Origin of the sequence: Aquimarina algiphila, from assembly GCF_947494415.1 — a bacterium.
Lineage (GTDB): Bacteria > Bacteroidota > Bacteroidia > Flavobacteriales > Flavobacteriaceae > Aquimarina > Aquimarina algiphila.
Map to the genome: position 1 here is coordinate 151,134 of NZ_CANLVC010000008.1, position 17,494 is coordinate 168,627.

General features: G+C 32.7%; 16 protein-coding genes. 8 read left to right on the plus strand and 8 right to left on the minus strand.

The window, feature by feature from the left end; all coding sequences use genetic code 11:
• The first annotated feature begins 235 nt into the window (after nt 1-235).
• The 3 genes from bglX to PQF96_RS18315 are packed head-to-tail and all read left to right on the plus strand — an operon-like array spanning nt 236 to nt 5,778.
• A complete protein-coding gene (bglX, locus tag PQF96_RS18305) occupies nt 236-2,503 on the plus strand; it encodes a beta-glucosidase BglX (protein ID WP_271767714.1) in 2,268 nt (755 codons plus the stop codon).
• A gap of 6 nt (nt 2,504-2,509) precedes the next feature.
• The gene (gene gndA / locus PQF96_RS18310) at nt 2,510-4,429 is read left to right on the plus strand and encodes an NADP-dependent phosphogluconate dehydrogenase (protein WP_271767715.1); all 1,920 of its coding nucleotides are present in this window, start codon (nt 2,510-2,512) and stop codon (nt 4,427-4,429) included.
• 5 nt (nt 4,430-4,434) lie between these two features.
• A complete protein-coding gene (locus tag PQF96_RS18315; RefSeq protein WP_271767716.1) occupies nt 4,435-5,778 on the plus strand; it encodes a GntP family permease in 1,344 nt (447 codons plus the stop codon).
• Nucleotides 5,779-5,860: 82 nt separating this feature from the next.
• Here PQF96_RS18315 and PQF96_RS18320 read toward each other — a convergent pair whose 3' ends face one another.
• Together PQF96_RS18320 and PQF96_RS18325 are read right to left on the minus strand one after the other, a co-directional pair.
• Nucleotides 5,861-5,992, minus strand: coding sequence for a hypothetical protein (locus tag PQF96_RS18320; protein WP_271767717.1), 132 nt, complete (start codon nt 5,990-5,992; stop codon nt 5,861-5,863).
• Between the two features lie 76 nt (nt 5,993-6,068).
• Nucleotides 6,069-6,200 carry a hypothetical protein gene (locus PQF96_RS18325; protein WP_271767718.1) on the minus strand — a complete coding sequence of 44 codons (132 nt, stop codon included), beginning with the start codon at nt 6,198-6,200 and terminating at the stop codon, nt 6,069-6,071.
• A gap of 236 nt (nt 6,201-6,436) precedes the next feature.
• Here PQF96_RS18325 and aroC point away from each other — a divergent pair, with 236 nt between their 5' ends.
• Together aroC and PQF96_RS18335 are read left to right on the plus strand one after the other, a co-directional pair.
• Nucleotides 6,437-7,501 (plus strand): chorismate synthase, encoded by a 1,065-nt coding sequence (gene aroC / locus PQF96_RS18330; RefSeq protein WP_271767719.1) that lies wholly within the window; start codon nt 6,437-6,439, stop codon nt 7,499-7,501.
• A gap of 111 nt (nt 7,502-7,612) precedes the next feature.
• Complete coding sequence (locus tag PQF96_RS18335) at nt 7,613-8,941, plus strand: dicarboxylate/amino acid:cation symporter (RefSeq protein WP_109437496.1); 1,329 nt, start codon at nt 7,613-7,615, stop codon at nt 8,939-8,941.
• On the opposite strand, the gene PQF96_RS18340 is transcribed toward PQF96_RS18335, so the two are convergent.
• Nucleotides 8,942-9,823 (minus strand): LysR family transcriptional regulator, encoded by an 882-nt coding sequence (locus PQF96_RS18340; protein WP_271767720.1) that lies wholly within the window; start codon nt 9,821-9,823, stop codon nt 8,942-8,944.
• Nucleotides 9,824-9,939: 116 nt separating this feature from the next.
• Here PQF96_RS18340 and PQF96_RS18345 point away from each other — a divergent pair, with 116 nt between their 5' ends.
• The gene (locus PQF96_RS18345) at nt 9,940-11,385 is read left to right on the plus strand and encodes a pyridoxal phosphate-dependent decarboxylase family protein (RefSeq protein WP_271767721.1); all 1,446 of its coding nucleotides are present in this window, start codon (nt 9,940-9,942) and stop codon (nt 11,383-11,385) included.
• Between the two features lie 18 nt (nt 11,386-11,403).
• On the opposite strand, the gene PQF96_RS18350 is transcribed toward PQF96_RS18345, so the two are convergent.
• Complete coding sequence (locus tag PQF96_RS18350) at nt 11,404-12,000, minus strand: hypothetical protein (protein ID WP_271767722.1); 597 nt, start codon at nt 11,998-12,000, stop codon at nt 11,404-11,406.
• 151 nt (nt 12,001-12,151) lie between these two features.
• Here PQF96_RS18350 and PQF96_RS18355 point away from each other — a divergent pair, with 151 nt between their 5' ends.
• Complete coding sequence (locus PQF96_RS18355) at nt 12,152-12,559, plus strand: hypothetical protein (RefSeq protein WP_109437493.1); 408 nt, start codon at nt 12,152-12,154, stop codon at nt 12,557-12,559.
• On the opposite strand, the gene PQF96_RS18360 is transcribed toward PQF96_RS18355, so the two are convergent.
• Nucleotides 12,556-14,430: a mucoidy inhibitor MuiA family protein gene (locus tag PQF96_RS18360; protein WP_271767723.1), complete on the minus strand. Its 1,875-nt coding sequence runs from the start codon at nt 14,428-14,430 to the stop codon at nt 12,556-12,558. The two genes, PQF96_RS18355 and PQF96_RS18360, sit on opposite strands and share 4 nt — an antisense overlap.
• Nucleotides 14,431-14,670: 240 nt before the next feature.
• Between PQF96_RS18360 and PQF96_RS18365 the strand changes: the two genes are divergently transcribed.
• The gene (locus tag PQF96_RS18365; protein WP_109437491.1) at nt 14,671-14,859 is read left to right on the plus strand and encodes a hypothetical protein; all 189 of its coding nucleotides are present in this window, start codon (nt 14,671-14,673) and stop codon (nt 14,857-14,859) included.
• 22 nt (nt 14,860-14,881) lie between these two features.
• Here the strand turns inward: PQF96_RS18365 and PQF96_RS18370 are convergent, their stop codons facing one another.
• The 3 genes from PQF96_RS18370 to gcvT form a co-directional block, all read right to left on the minus strand.
• Nucleotides 14,882-15,295 carry a thiol-disulfide oxidoreductase DCC family protein gene (locus PQF96_RS18370; protein ID WP_143915085.1) on the minus strand — a complete coding sequence of 138 codons (414 nt, stop codon included), beginning with the start codon at nt 15,293-15,295 and terminating at the stop codon, nt 14,882-14,884.
• Nucleotides 15,296-15,353: 58 nt separating this feature from the next.
• Nucleotides 15,354-16,169 carry a sugar nucleotide-binding protein gene (locus PQF96_RS18375; RefSeq protein ID WP_109437489.1) on the minus strand — a complete coding sequence of 272 codons (816 nt, stop codon included), beginning with the start codon at nt 16,167-16,169 and terminating at the stop codon, nt 15,354-15,356.
• Nucleotides 16,170-16,251: 82 nt separating this feature from the next.
• On the minus strand, nt 16,252-17,334 hold the full coding sequence (gene gcvT / locus PQF96_RS18380; RefSeq protein ID WP_271767724.1) for a glycine cleavage system aminomethyltransferase GcvT: 1,083 nt from the start codon (nt 17,332-17,334) through the stop codon (nt 16,252-16,254).
• Between the last annotated feature and the right edge of the window lie 160 nt (nt 17,335-17,494).

Here is a 17,494-nt window from a genome sequence, read left to right on the forward strand (position 1 = left end):
GGGTATATTCCCGGGGTTAAATATTTGTACTAATACATACATTTATATAACTGTCAATAAATTTTTAAAATTTCTTGTATAATCTGTCTATGTAGCGAGTTTATTCTTCTCTATTATCTTGTGATTTAGTCGTTAAGATCATGCGATTTATTACTTCGTATACGGTATACGAAAAAAAATTATTACATTTAACCGAATTATTTAATGTGAAATTATTGGATAGAATTAAATATATATGAAAAATTACCTCGCTTTAGCATGTATCTTTTGCTACTTATTATCAAGTTGTACTAATGAACCATCTCCTAAAAACACTTCTATATCCGAAGTAGATACCATAGAGTCTAAGATTGATAGTATTCTTTTAAAAATGACATTAGAAGAGAAGATAGGTCAAACCGCTCAACGTGGAAAATCAAGTAGAGTAAAAGAGTTGCCTGTAGAACTTAAAGATGCGGTAAAAAGAGGAGAGATAGGTTCCTTTCTAAATATCATGAATAAAGATGATGCCAAAGAATTACAGCGAATAGCTATGGAGGAGAGTCCGAATAAAATCCCTTTAATATTTGCAAGAGATGTTATTCATGGTTTTAAAACCATATTTCCGATTCCATTAGGTCAAGCAGCTTCATTCGATCCAAACTTAGTACAAAAAGGAGCTAGAATATCTGCTATTGAAGCTTCTACATATGGTATCCGTTGGACATTTGCACCGATGTTAGATATATCCAGAGATCCTAGATGGGGACGTATTGCAGAATCGGCAGGAGAAGATCCATATTTAACAAGTATTATGGGAGAAGCTTATATTAAAGGTTTTCAAGGAGATGATCTTTCATCATCGACGAGTCTGGCTGCTTGTGCAAAACATTTTGTAGGGTATGGAGCTGCCGAAGGAGGACGTGACTATAACACAGCAAATATTAATGAATTTTCCTTACATAACTCATACTTAAAACCATTTAAAAAGGCTGTTAAAACCAACGTAGCAACTTTAATGACAGGTTTTAATGAGGTTAATGGGATTCCAGCTTCTGGAAATGAATACCTTTTGAAAGAAGTATTGCGTGATCAATGGAATTTTGATGGGTTTGTAGTAAGCGATTGGAATTCTATTATCGAAATGGTTCCTCACGGATTCGCAGAAGATGAGGCAGGGGCAGCAGAAAAAGCAGCAAATGCAATGTTGGATATGGAAATGACAAGTACTTCATATCAGGATAATATGAAGGATTTAATAGAAGTAGGAAAGTTCTCTGAAGATAAATTGGACGAAATGGTTCGAAATATTCTAAGAATTAAATTTAGATTAGGACTATTTGATAATCCATACTTCAAACCTGAATCTGATGTGTTGTATGCCAAAGATCATCTGGACGCAGCCAAAGAAGCGGCAGAAAAAAGTATGGTGTTACTAAAAAATGAGAATCAAATTTTACCTTTGGATACTAAAAAAAGCCTTGCTATTATTGGTCCTTTGGCAGATGCCCCACATGATCAATTGGGGACATGGACTTTTGATGGAGAGAAAACACATACGGTTACCCCATTGAAATCTTTTAAAGAAAATCATAAGAACCCAATTTTATATAGTGAAGGGTTATCATATAGTAGAGATAAATCTAATAAAGGGTTTAATGATGCTGTCAAAATTGCTCAAAACTCTGATGTTATAGTGTTTTTTGGAGGTGAAGAAGCTATATTGTCTGGAGAAGCTCATAGTAGAGCAAACTTAAATCTCCCGGGAGAACAAGAACAATTAATTTATGAACTTCATAAAACCGGAAAACCAATAGTATTGGTATTGATGGCGGGTAGACCCATTACATTAGGTAATATTATTGATAAAGTAGATGCGATATTATTTGCTTGGCATCCAGGAACAATGGGAGGTCCTGCAATACTAGATATACTTACAGGAAAAACCTCACCGTCAGGACGATTACCGATAACCTGGCCTAAAGAAGTAGGTCAAATACCAATTCATTATAATCATAAAAATACAGGACGTCCTACGATTCCTGAAGAGTTTGTTCAAATGGATTCTATACCTATTGGGGCATGGCAAAGTTCATTAGGGAATACATCACATTACCTGGATGTAGGATATTTACCCCAATACCCATTTGGATATGGTCTTACCTACAGTAATTTTAAATACTCTGATGTTAAAATTTTATCCAATGAAACCAAAGAAAATGGTCCCATCATAGTAAATGCAAAAATTACAAATACCGGAAATGTAAAAGCAACAGAAGTGGTACAGTTGTATTTTAGAGATATGGTAGGGAGTATTACAAGACCTGTAAAAGAACTCATGCGTTTTAAGAAAGTAAAACTTGAGCCTGGGACCTCCAAAATTATTGATTTTGTATTTACAAAAGATGATATTTCATTTTATGGATTAGACAAAAAATGGATTACAGAACCTGGTAAATTCAAATTATGGGTTGCACAACATGCTCTAGATAATACACATGAGTTAGAATTTATTATAGAATAACTATTTGTGAAAGTCGATTTGAAAGAAGTATATATCGTTTTTGGAGTCTCGGGGTGTGGAAAAACAACTTTGGGGAAAGAGCTGGCAACAATATTAGACATCCCTTTTTATGACGCAGATGATTTTCATCCTGAAGAAAATATTAAAAAGATGTCTGATGGCATTCCTCTAGATGATAATGATAGAGCTCCATGGTTGCAAATTTTAGCAGATCAGATAATAGATTGGAATAAAGGAAAAGGAGCAGTGCTAGCATGTTCTGCATTAAAACAAGAATATAGAAATACGCTACAATCTGTTGATCATAAATACATAAAGTGGATTTTTTTAGAAGCTTCGTATGATGTTATTTTAAGGCGTTTGGAAGTTAGACAAGGGCATTTTTTTAAACAAGAATTGTTGGTGTCACAATTTGATACTTTAGAAAAGCCAAAACAAGGAATTTGTATCAATGTAGAACAAAGTATAGAAAATAGTATTACTCAAATAAAATTAGAATTGAATATATCACAATCAGAGCTTGGACTTATTGGACTCGGAGTCATGGGGAAAAGTCTTGCTAAAAATATACTATCCCGAGGCTTTAGTTTATCTGTTTATAATCGTCAGGTAGAAAATAAAGAAGTCGATATTGCCAAACACTTTGTAGATGAACAATCAAAGGATGTAAATGTTCTTGGATTTGATGATTTATCATCTTTTGTAAATTCATTGGAAAAACCTCGTACAATCATGATTATGGTTAATGCAGGAAAACCAATAGACATGGTTATAGAATCGATACTACCATTATTGTCAAAAGGCGATTGCCTGATTGATGGAGGGAATTCTCATTATAAAAAAACTTTGGAAAGAGAACAACTAGTATCCAGATCTGGAATACATTTTCTTGGTACTGGCGTTTCCGGAGGAGAAGAAGGAGCACTTAAAGGTCCATCTATTATGCCTGGGGGATCGAAAGAAGCATATATACGTTCTGGAAAATTTTTAGAAGCTATTGCAGCCAGAGATAAAAATAATAATTCATGTTGTACTTATGTAGGTCCAGAAGGGGCTGGACATTATGTGAAAATGATTCATAACGGAATTGAATATGCAGAAATGCAGTTGTTATCAGAAATCTATCATTTTTTAAGGTTTTATGGAAATAAGAGTCCAGAACAGATTAGTGGTATTTTCAAATCCTGGAGAACGAATAAAAAAGATAGTTTCCTTTTAGAAATTACAGCAGATATTCTGCGTAAAAAAGAAGGGAAAGAATTTTTAATAGATAAAATTCTAGATAAAGCCGGACAAAAAGGAACAGGTGGATGGTCAACCGTATCAGCTTTGGAGATAGGAATGCCAATATCAACCATTTCTGAAGCGGTTATGGCAAGAAATCTTTCTGGAATGAAATCAGAACGTGAAATTGCTTCAGAAATTTATAATCTCAAACCATCTACAGGTATTGATGACGAAGAGTTTCTAAATACTTTAGAAAAAGCATTTTATGCTACAAGTATAATTAATCATGCTATAGGATTTGATCTTATCTCACAAGCATCTCAAGAGTATCAATGGAATCTTAATTTATCAGAAATTGCAAGAATATGGACTAATGGATGTATTATTCGTAGTGATTTAATGGAACAGATATCAGTCTTATTTAAAGATAGTGATTCTATTTCATTGCTTTTATTTCCAGAAATTGTTGAAATTCTTAAAACAGATATTACTACATTAACAGATATAGTTTCTATAGCGATGAGGTCAGGATATTCTCTACCTGTGATGTCTGCAGCCACAAACTATTTTTTGACATATACATCCAAACAATCCTCTGCAAATATGATACAAGCACAACGTGATTATTTTGGAGCGCATACATACCAGAGGGTTGATGCTCCATTAACTCAATATTTTCACACAAACTGGAAAAATTAATAGATATGGAATATCAATTGTTGATCGCCGTAGGTGTAGGTATTTCTGCTCTGCTTTTTATGATTCTGAAATTAAAAATACAAGCGTTTATTGCGCTTTTGATTGTATGTATACTTGTAGGTATTGTTGCTGGTTTATCACCAGAAATGATTCTCGATAGTATAAAAAATGGAATGGGAGGAACGTTAGGGTTTGTCGCTACAGTAGTTGGTCTGGGAGCTTTATTTGGGGGGCTACTAGAACATTCTGGAGGAGCTCAAGGTTTAGCAAAATACATATTGAAGCTTGCAGGAGAAAAAAATGCATCCTGGGCGATGATGATTACTGGTTTTATTATTGCTATTCCGGTATTTTTTGATGTTGCATTTATTATTTTAGTTCCTGTAGTTTTTGCTATTGCCAGAAATACAAAAAAATCAGTTTTGTTATACGCAATACCTTTACTTGCAGGCTTGGCTATTACACATAGCTTTATTCCACCAACTCCAGGACCAGTTGCGGTCGCAGATATTCTGGGAGCGAATTTGGGATGGGTAATTATTTTAGGTTTTATTACAGGGATTCCTGCAGCAATTGTTAGTGGACCTATTTTTGCAAAATATATAGCTAAGAAAATTAGTATTTCGATACCAGAACAAGGAATAGATATTCTGGAAGATAAAAAATACCCTAATCCGATCACCATTATTGCAATTATAGCATTGCCCATTCTATTAATTGTTTTAAAGACTGTTTTTCTTGGAGATTGGATGGGTGAGAATTTTTTACCAGAATCTATAACTTATACCATTGCTTTATTAGGACACCCTTTTACAGCTTTAATTATTGCTAATCTTCTTGCCTGGTATATTTTAGGTATTAGAAGGGGAACAGGAAGAGATGAATTGTTAAAACTATCTATGAAATCTTTTCAACCTGCAGGGGCAATTATATTACTTACCGGAGCAGGAGGAGCTTTTAAGCAAATTTTAGTAGACACAAAAGCAGGGGAAATGTTAGCTTCTTCGCTGCAAGGTTCATTTATACATCCTTTGTTATTTGCTTTTATAGTAGCAGCTTTGATACGTGTACTTCAAGGATCTGCAACCACAGCTATGATTGCAGCCGCAGGAATAGCATCGCCTATAATTCTGGCCGGTGAATTTAGTGCTGCTCAAATTGCACTTTTTGTGATTTCAATAGCTTCTGGGGCGACTATATTGTCTCATGTAAATGATAGTGGATTTTGGTTAGTTGGCCAATATCTTGGTTTGACTGAAAAACAAACATTTCGTTCCTGGACGGTAATGACTACTTTAATTGCATGTACAGGATTGGTCATGTCGTTGTTATTGTGGTATGTCTTTTGACCCTTTAAAAAATATAATAAAAAATAAGACCACAGCAGAATTCCTGCCATGGTCTTAAATCAGTTAACCAAGCAATTAATTTTTATACATCAGAATGGCATTGAGCTGTATCTTGCTCATCTGTACAATGTGAACTACCTCCTTTAATGATAAATAATTGTTCTCTTTTTTCTAAAACTTGGATGTTTTCTAGTTTTAACAAATTTTCTAGCATAACAAAATGATTTAATGGTTTAAAAATTATTGTTTTATATTCTTCTTTATGGTCAATTTATGACATTTTTTGAAGATTATTTAGAAGTATGACATCCACCACCTACATCAGGATCATTACAACCCATTCCTGCTGAACCTGTTATGGTTTGTAATTGATTTTTTTCTAAAACTTGGATGTTTTCTAGTTTTAACAAATTTTCTAGCATAATAAAATGATTTAATGGTTTAAAAATTATTGTTTTATATTCTTAGTAACCAATTTATGAAGCTTTTTTGCATTGAAACCCCCTGTTTTCAGTGAAAGTATATCTAGACGTATTTTTTAACTTTTTATTATAAAATTGATTTTCATTGAATTTTCATAACCGAAACCCTCTTTTTTATATCATATTACTACTGCTTTTTTAAAGATTAAAAATTACTTTTGTGCAAAATTATTGTAATGGCTGGAAATACATTTGGAAACCTTTTTAAGGTAACTACATTTGGAGAATCACACGGAGTGGCAATAGGAGGAATCATTGATGGATGTCCTGCTGGTGTTGCATTAGATTTAGAAGCAATTCAGGCAGAATTAGATCGCCGTAAACCAGGACAATCAGCTATCGTTACACAGCGTAAAGAGCCTGATACTGTAGAATTTTTTTCTGGTATTTTTGAAGGGATAACTACCGGAACCCCTATAGGTTTTGCTATTAAAAACGCAAATCAGAAGTCCAAAGACTATTCGCATATAAAAGATTCATATCGACCTTCTCATGCAGACTATACCTATGATCAAAAATATGGTATCAGAGATTATAGAGGAGGAGGACGTTCTTCGGCTCGTGAGACTGCCAGTAGAGTAGTGGCAGGGGCTATAGCTAAACAGGTATTGTCTGAAATTAAGATTAATGCTTATGTAAGTGGAGTTGGTGCTATAAAACTAGAAAAGAGTCATACCGAATTAGATTTTTCATTAACCGAAAGTAATATTGTTCGTTGTCCGGATCCTAAAATGGCAAACGAAATGGAAAACTATATCAAACAGATTAGAAAAGAAGGAGATACTGTTGGGGGAATTGTGAGTTGTGCAATTTCTGATGTTCCTATTGGACTTGGAGAACCTGTTTTTGATAAATTACATGCAGAATTAGGAAAGGCTATGCTTTCTATTAATGCAGTAAAAGGTTTTGAGTATGGAAGCGGTTTTGCCGGAGCAGAATTAAAAGGAAGCCAGCATAATGATCTTTTTAATACAGACGGAACAACTAAGACCAATCTATCAGGAGGAATACAGGGTGGGATTTCTAACGGAATGGATATCTACTTTAATGTAGCTTTTAAACCTGTAGCTACAATAATGCAAGATCAGGAAACCATTGATAAAGATGGAAATATGGTAAACATGCAAGGTAAAGGAAGACATGATCCCTGTGTTGTGCCCAGAGCAGTTCCTATAGTAGAAGCAATGGCAGCTTTGGTACTTGTAGATTATTGGTTAATGAACCGTACAATCAAGAAATAGGAAATAATAAAAGATAAGTTAATAATTTACGGTAATCTTATTTTGGTTGCCGTTTTTTTGTTTTTAATTTATATCTTCGACGCTATTTTGCTTATATATTAAAATACTCACATGAAAAAAATCGCATTGCACTGGCAAATCATGATCGGAATGATATTAGGGATATTATTCGGATTTTTAATGACTACCTTCTCATGGGGGAAAGGATTTACAGGAGATTGGATTGCACCTTTAGGAACTATTTTTGTAAATCTATTAAAGCTAATCGCGGTTCCGTTAATTTTGGCTTCTTTAATTAAAGGAATTTCAGACCTAAAAGACATTTCTAAATTTAAATTAATAGGAGGAAGAACAATTGTTATTTATATTTTAACAACTGTTATTGCAATAACCATTGGTTTATTAATGGTAAACGTATTTAAACCAGGAAATGGAATTACTCCTGAAACCATAGAAAAATTAACTGCAGAATATGCTGGTAATGCTAAGATTTCTGAGCGTATCGCTGAAGCAAGCAAACAAAAAGAAAGTGGTCCTTTACAGTTTGTTGTGGATATGGTTCCGCAAAATGCGGTTAAAGCCATGAGTGATAACAAAATGATGTTACAGGTTATATTTTTTGCAATTTTCTTGGGTATTAGTATGTTACTTATAAAACCATCTCAATCAGAGCCTCTTAAAAAGTTTTTTGATAGTTTGAATGATGTGGTGTTAAAAATGGTCGATTTAATTATGCTTTCCGCACCATTTGCTGTTTTTGCTTTGTTAGCTAATGTAGTTGTTACCTCTGATGATCCTGATATTTTATTTGCGTTATTAAGGTATGCAGGTGTTGTAGTATTTGGTCTGGCCTTGATGATCCTATTTTACTGTATTCTGGTGGCAGTTATAACTAAGAAATCTCCGTTATGGTTTCTTAAACAAATTAGCCCTGCACAATTACTAGCATTTTCTACTAGTTCTAGTGCAGCGACACTTCCCGTGACTATGGAAAGAGTAGAAGAACATATAGGAGTGGATAAAGAAGTATCTAGTTTTGTACTTCCTGTAGGAGCGACTATTAATATGGACGGAACTAGTTTGTATCAAGCTGTTGCATCTGTATTCATTATGCAAGTTCTTTGGCCAGAAGGATTAACATTTAGTAATCAAATTACAATTGTATTAACTGCTTTATTAGCGTCAATAGGATCTGCTGCTGTTCCCGGTGCAGGAATGGTAATGTTAGTAATTGTTCTGGAAGCCATAGGCTTTCCTTCTGATAAATTGCCAATTGGATTAGCACTGATATTTGCTGTAGATAGGCCGTTAGACATGTTGAGAACAACTATCAATGTTACAGGTGATGCAACTGTATCTATGATTGTAGCTAAATCTGTTGGGAAATTAGGAGAACCAAAGGTAAAAGAATGGGATGATCATTATGATGATGTAAAGTAATTATTCTACTTTCCAATTCCTAAGAAGCTCAAATAGTAATGGATAATCTTTTTCTCGTTCGGGATTCCACATCATAGTGAGTTTTGCTTTTTGTTTGATATTTTTCAATTCAATATTTTGTATTGGAAACTCATGACCATACAATGAAGAAATAGGCTCTAGAGAAATTCCTAAACCGGCTTCTACAAGTCTAAAACTTGTACTGGCAGAATCTGTTTCATGAATAATTTTTGGAACAAACCCTGCATCAATACATATGGATTCTAATATGTGTACATAATTTGGACCATCTGCAACAGATGGAAAAATGAATTCTTCATTAGAGAAGACAGAAAAATCACTATAATTATCCTGATTTATAGGATGATTTTCTGGCAATAATATTACGAAATTATCGATATGTAATACTTTGCTTTTCAAATTGAAGGGGACCATTGGATTTGTTGCGAAACCAATGTCTAATTCATTTTGCTGTAGAGCCAGATATTGATCCCGATTGTTCATTTCTCTTAATACCGCTTTTATTCCAGGTATTCTTTGATGAACAGTTTTTAGGATTTCTGGTAAGATGGTTTGCATTATTGAATGAGTAAAACCTATTTTAATTTCTCCTGCCTGACCATTGTGAATTTGGACTGTTTGTTTTTTAACCCTTTCTAATTGAATAAGTAGTTTTTTGGCTTCTGCTATAAAATAATGTCCAGCAGCAGTGAGCTCTACATTACGTTTATTTCTTTTAAACAATACTGCACCGATTTGATCTTCTAATTGCTTTATTTGTCTGCTCAATGCAGGCTGTACAATATTCAATTCCTCTGCAGCTCTGGTAAAGTTCAATTTTTCGGATAACAACAGTACATTTTCTAGTTGCTGGATGTTCATTAATGCATTTTTGTTATTAGTTAATCAAAATTAAGTATTTTTTATTATAAATATAGATGATTAATTTTGATGTGTTTCAACATTTGGATAATTCATAGTATAATATTAGTGATAGAATGCAAAACACGATACCAAACCTAGACACATTGGAAAAAGCTTATGATCCTTCTGATTTTAGAAAGATAGGACATGAGATGATCGATTTAATTGCTGACCATATAGAAAAAGTTCAGACAGACGAGGACCAACCTGTTCTCATGTATAGAGAGCCAGAGGATGAATTATTATTCTGGAAACAAGATTTTTCTTCGGATACTGGAATGATTGATGTATTTAGTAATATTCTTGAACATTCTATAAGTGTGCATCATCCAAAATATATTGGTCATCAGGTTGCTGTTCCTGCATTAATTTCTGGTTTGGCTGGACTGATGTCTGATGTGTTAAATAATGGTACTGGAGTATATGAAATGGGAATGGCAGGTAACGCAATCGAAAAAATTGTTACAGATTTAATGGCTAAAAGAATTGGGTATAGTTCTGATGCTTCTGGGCTTCTTACTTCTGGTGGTACTTTAGCCAACCTTACTGCTTTATTGGCTGCACGTAAAGCTAAAGCACCAACTGCTGTTTGGGAACATGGACATCAAGAAAAACTAGCAGTATTAGTTTCTGAAGAAGCACATTATTGCATTGATAGAGCTGCTAGAATTTTAGGTTTAGGAAATGATGGGATTATAAAAGTACCCGTTGATTCTGATTTCAAAATAGACACAAATATACTTGATGAATATTATAGTAAAGCCAAAGCAGATGGTTTTTATGTTATTGCCCTTATTGGTTGTGCATGCTCTACAGCTACCGGGTCATATGATAATTTAAATCATCTTGCAGATTTTGCAGAAAAACACAGTTTATGGTTTCATGTAGATGGTGCTCATGGAGGCGGAGTAGTGTTTTCAAAGCAATATAAATATTTGGTAAACGGAATTGAACGTGCAGATTCTGTTGTTATTGATTTTCATAAAATGCTAATGACTCCTGCTTTAAATACCGGATTAATTTTTAAGAAAGCAGAAGATGCTTATCAAACTTTTGCACAAAAAGCTCAATATTTGTGGGATTCACAAGATACCAGAGAATGGTATAATTCTGGAAAGAGAACTTTTGAGTGTACAAAATTTATGATGTCCATAAAAGTTTATGCCATACTAAAAGCACATGGAGAAGAAATATTTGAAAAAAATGTTGATACTTTGTATCATCTTGCTTCGGTTTTTTCAAAAACGATTAACGATCGCCTTGATTTTGAATTGGCGCTAATACCAGAGGCGAATATCATTAATTTTAGATATACCAAAGTAATGATGGGTATGGATATTAATTCTCTTAATGCAGATATCCGAAAACGTTTAATCGCTTCCGGAAAGTTTTATATTGTGCAAACTAGAATAAAAGAAGAATTATATCTTAGAACGACGATCATGAATCCACTAACAAAAGAAAAGGACTTAATCTCTCTTTTGGATGAAATAGAAACTATCGCAGCAACTATAGCGTAGTTACTATAGAAATTCTGGTTATGATCTTACTTTTCCGGTTAATACACTTACCTTAGAATTAAAAGGATTTCCAGACGCTCTTCTTAGTAAAACTACTTGTCCCGTATGCCATATTGCATCAGCAATAGGGCCATTGATGTTATTCCAGAATGGGAATTCTGTATTTTTTTCTTTCCCTTTGAAAACAACCTTAAAATCCGTTAAATCATTGCTTTTTAGTAATATATTACGCGCTTTTTTGAAGTTTTCAAGAGTTTTTTTACGTTTCTCGGCATAATTCATTTCTGGTTGTTCTATGGTAGGGTCGTTTATTGTTTTTGTAGTCGCATTAACAATTACTCTAGATAAATCATAAATATGATCAATGGTCTCTTCACATCTTCTTCCTTTCTCACTTGGTTTGTATTGTAAATCTTCGTCACGTAATCCTTCAGTAGCCCAATAATATCTAAAACCTAACCCATCAATTAATCTCGCAACAACAGAACCAGCAGTATAGGTTTCTGGATAATCCGGTATTTCTGCATAAGGAAGGTTTGTAGTGGTTGTATCCTGAGCATGTAATGTTATTGAAAAGAATAGGAGAGAAATGACAAATAAAGAAAATTGTTTCATTGTGAAATATTTTATTTTTTTTAAAAAACTAAAGTAATTCACTCTATAAGGATAGCGAAAGATATTATGATTTTTAACATTTTCTTTACGCAACCAAATATAAAAGCTATTCATCTATTAGATATATAAGAGTTAACCAAATCTATAGGTCATGAAATATTTTATTTATTTCTTTACTTCTATACTGATAATTGGATGCAGTGGAGATGATGATGTAGTTACTAATCCAGATCTTAATTCTTCAGGTTTGGGAGGTGAATGGAATTTGATCAATGTCTCGGGAGGTTTTATCGGAATTAATGAAAATCTTGATAAAGGTATAATCATTTGGAATTTTAATGAGACTAATAAAAATGTCGTAATCACAAATAATAATATGAATGATGCGATTAATGATATATTGCCAACAGGTACTTATAATTTTTCTATGGTTACAATTAACGGAAACGAAGAATTGATCATCAATGATAGAAACTTAGGCAATTTTGAACTTACCAATAATGAATTTACCATTGATGAACAATTTAGAGATGGTTTTCGATATACATTTCAGCGTTAAAGATTAATTCGTTTGTTTTTTGGGTACTTTACTTGATAAGAAAACTGTTTTTCTTCTTTTTGATTTGAAGGGATATTTAATTCCCAAGTTATGATACCGGTTTTAGTATCATATTCTAAAGCACTAGTGTTAATATCGTCTATTTTGATTTCTTTGTTCTGAGAAATAGGAATACGATCCTGTAACGTAATATGGATTTTATTTTTCTTGTTATTTTTAATACTGATTTTATACCCACGATTTATAATTTTATTACTTCCTGTAAAGGATTTACTTTTAAAATTATTAAGTTGTTCTCTTTTCACAATGATATTTGGATCAACACCTAAGGATATTGTGAGACTGTCTGTTGTTGCTAGAGGATCGATATTTGTTTTTCCTGCAAAGCTACCTTCGAAGTAAATATTGGCTTCTCCCGCTAATAAGTTAAATTGTTCCCAGTTTCCTAATTTTGCAGTCAGAAATGCATTTTCATCAAGTTCTGGAGCTACATAATACCTGTAATCTGCTTTCATATCAAAATTATCAATCTCGATTACGGTAACCTCTGCATTAGAGTTGATCGTGTATTTATTTTTAATTTTGAATTTAGTATTTGTAATCCCTTCTTCTTTAGTTTCAACCACTCGGTTATATTCTTTTTTTTCTTGCATCCTTTTTGCTTTAACACCGGATACTCTTCCTGCGAGAGAAGATGATCCATATGCAGTAACAACAACTTCTTCTAATGCTGATACATCTTCTTCTAATTTTTGATTTATTGATGAGGAATAAATAGGAATAGTTGCGCTATTAAATCCTATGTAAGAAAAAGAAAGTTCTCTTCCTCCTTGGATATTTATAGAGTACCGACCATCAAAATCCGTTTGAACACCATTTGTTGTTCCTTTTTCTATAATATTTACTCCTGGGAGTGGTTGACCATTAGAATCACTAATAATTCCGGTTACTCGTCTTATAGTTGGGTTATATTTATAGCCATGTCTATTAATAGTATTGTTTCTTCTGTAATTGCCATAGGTAAAGTTTAGGTACTTTGTAGTTAGATCAGGCTTAAGGTTATTGGTATTGGGATCACCGGTAGACAGTATGATATTTGCATTTTTCCAATCTGTTCCGGTTTGTTGATATACATTTGCTTTATATGCTATGTTAAGTGGAGATTCAACATTTTTTGATTTGATATCATATAATGGAAACCAGCCTGCATTATTAACATTATATCGTATTTCTAGTATTAGATTAGACGCAGTGGTAGCATCAAGTTTTAGTTTAATTTCACCACGTTCTTCTTTGGTATGATCATCAAGTGTATTTATTTCATTTCTGATGGCATCAATATTTTTATGTAAGTCATTTAATTTTTGTGTAATGGTATATATATCATTCTTTATAATAACAGATCTTTCTCTATAATACGTAGAAATTTGTTTTACCGTTTCTAAAGAAAGGGTTGTGTTGTTACCACTGATCTGTTGATTATTGTCTAGTACTTTTTGTTCTTGTTGTAGTCCAGAAATGATATTATCATTGTTACTTCTCTCTAATAGTAATTTTTGAAGTTTATTTTTCAAAGATTTTAGTTCTTCAGATTGTTGTTTCTTTTCGAGATAATTAATGTTGAAATTTATTGATACTATAGAATTGTTTTTTAACCCTGATATTTGAATGCTATTTTCGTCAATTGAAGGAGATAGATCATGCAATATGATATCATTGATTCCTGGTTTTATATTTACAGAGGTAGTTCTTTTTATTTGTGCGCCCGTAAGGTATACTGTTACTTCTTCAATTGTAGATACTGTCTTCTTTTCATTATTAGCAGATACCAGGAATGAAAACAATAAGAATAATAGCGTATAGGTTCTCATAATTTTATAGTTTTTAGTTATAAAAACGAATATATATTGTTGGTGTTTTTTGTAAAACCTTAATTGAGTGAACCGATATTTTGAGTTAGTGAAATCTATATTTTAGAATTATAAAACCAATTCTAATATTTAAATAGGGGGATTTTCCCCTGATCACTTTTAGTTAAAGTCCCCTTACAAGGTATTATTCTTATCGATACTTTTGGTATATCAATTTTTCACACTAAAAACACTTACAATATGAAACGGCTTTTACTACCCATAGTGCTTATTACTTTTGCTGTTATATGCCTTAGTATTGTGCATATAGACAATGTTAATAAGTTAGACGCTCAATCCAACGAATTGCGTAAAAAACATCAGACTGAGTTTGACTCAGGTAATCAAGTAGATAACTCTTCAGAGGTGGTTGTACCAAAGACTAAATGAAGAGCAGAAAACGATTCAATTGTTATTGATCAATAAAAAGAGCTTTAAGTTTTGGGGTTGGAATCATACAACTTTCTTTTTTGCCGAACCATTTATATCTGTTTTTGGCAATAATATTGTAAATCCAGTCTCTAAAGAATTTAGGTAAAATAAGGAAAACAGAAAGTAAGGGATAAAGACCAGACAGCTGCTTTGCAATATGTAAAGCGGCTGTTGATTTATGATAATAGGCGACTTTTGGTTCAATCAATAAAATAGAATCTAATGAAGAAGTGTCTATGTTTCTTTCCAGAATTAGTTTTTTACCAATTTCGCTCTGTAGAGATGCATACCTGAATATATCTTTTTTATCGCGCTTAATAATAAAGTTTATAGCACTATTGCAGAGGTTACATACGCCATCAAATAATATGATTTTTTTATCTTCTTTAATCATATGACAAAGATAATACGAATTATGGATAAGAAATATGGTATTATGAATTCATTAAGAATCACTTGGCGATAACAGAATTGATAACTTGTTGTGTTGTTATCTGAAGATTTTTGGGAAGCTTGTTGTCTTTAGGTAGTACAGCTAGATAACGATCGTTATTAGAATCATAAACTTGTTTGTAAGCAGGATCATCAAGTTGTAGTATATCGCAGATTTCTTTGATGAGATCAAGATGGTAGATCAGGTCATTACTGCCCAAATGAAAAATACCTTTCTTACTACGATTAATAATGTAATGTATTTGTTGCGTCAGTTTTGATATAGAGGTCACATTAATAATTACGTTTGGAAAAACTTCTATCGGTGCGGCTAAATCATGCAATGTTTTTAATTCCTGAACCCTAGGAGTACCAGACCCAAAAACCATGGGAACCCTAGCAATTACATACTTATTTGTTGGTAATCGCATTAAAGCATTTTCAATTTTAATTTTAAATCTTCCAAAAACACTATCGCTTAATGTTTTATCATATTCATAAGATGGGTAGTTACTAAAGGAATCAAATACATTGGCACTAGACATAAAAATAAGCTTGCATTTATGTTTTTGTATCCATCCAATTATACGTTGATGTGCATCTAATTGTGAGTTAAAATTACCTCTAAGTGTAGTGATAATATAAGTTGGCTTTAAGTTATCTAATAGAATGGAAATATCTTCAAGTTCCATATCATATTGAAAGAACTTATTGTTCTTTTCAAAGAATGCGTTGTCAGTACGATATGTACCATAGGTATCAAAATAGGAATTTAGCTCTTTATAAAGAGCATTTCCTATAAAACCACTGGCACCTACGATCAAAATTCTTTTCAAAATCCTATTATAAAAAAATTAAGTTTCAAATATTACTACTGTGTAACCTTGAAACTTAATTATACTATTGTTTATTGTTATATTACCCTTTATAAAAAGGTAATTTTACTACGGTTGCGGGAATAGCTTTTTTGCGAACCTGGATATTAATTTTACTTCCAGGCGTTGCAAAAATAGCGGGCACATATCCTAGTCCAATTCCTTTTCCTAAAGAAGGAGACATAGTACCAGAGGTCACAATACCTATTTTATTACCATTATCATCTACGATGTCATAGTCATGACGAGGAATACCACGTTCATTTAATTCAAAACCTACTAATTTTCGTTCTGCTCCACGTTCTTTTTCTTTAGCAATAGATTCTGCATTAATAAAATCTTTTGAAAATTTAGTAATCCAACCAAGTCCGGCTTCTATAGGAGAAGTTGAGTCATTTATATCATTTCCATAAAGGCAATATCCCATTTCTAATCTTAATGTATCTCTTGCAGCTAATCCGATAGGTTTAATACCAAAGTCAGCCCCTGTTTCAAGCACCTTATCCCATATCTGCTGAACTTCAGAGTTTTTGCAATAAATTTCAAAACCTCCACTACCAGTATACCCTGTTGCCGAAATAATAACATTTTCAATTCCTGCAAAATCAGCTACTTCAAAAGTGTAAAATTTCATTGTTTCCAGATCAACAGAAGTTAATGGTTGCATTGCAGCAGCAGCTTTTGGACCTTGTATTGCCAATAAAGAATAGTCATCAGATAAATCACGCATGTCTGCATTCATAGTATTATGGCTACTAATCCAATCCCAGTCTTTTTTAATATTAGAAGCATTAACGACCAAAAGATATTTTTCATCTGCAATTTTGTACACAATCAAATCATCTACAATTCCTCCTTTATCATTTGGGAAACAACTATATTGAGCTTTTCCATCAACTAGTTTAGAAGCGTCATTAGAAGTTACTTTCTGAATCAAATCTAGGGCGTTCGCACCGGTGATTAAGAACTCTCCCATATGAGATACATCAAAAACGCCAACATCTTTACGAACTGTTTCGTGTTCTATGTTGACCCCTTCATAAGATACAGGCATATTAAAACCTGCAAAAGGAACAATTTTAGCCCCTAAAGCAATGTGAGTTTCTGTTAAAGCAGTATTTTGCATAATGCAATGATTTAGTGTTATCAAATTGACGCCGAAAGTAAAAAACTTTGTGTAGGTATACAATGCTTTTTTGTTATAATCCTGATAAATTATCAGTTTGATGATATATTTATTATTAAATATTATACTATTTGTTTTATATATAAGAATAGTACTAAAA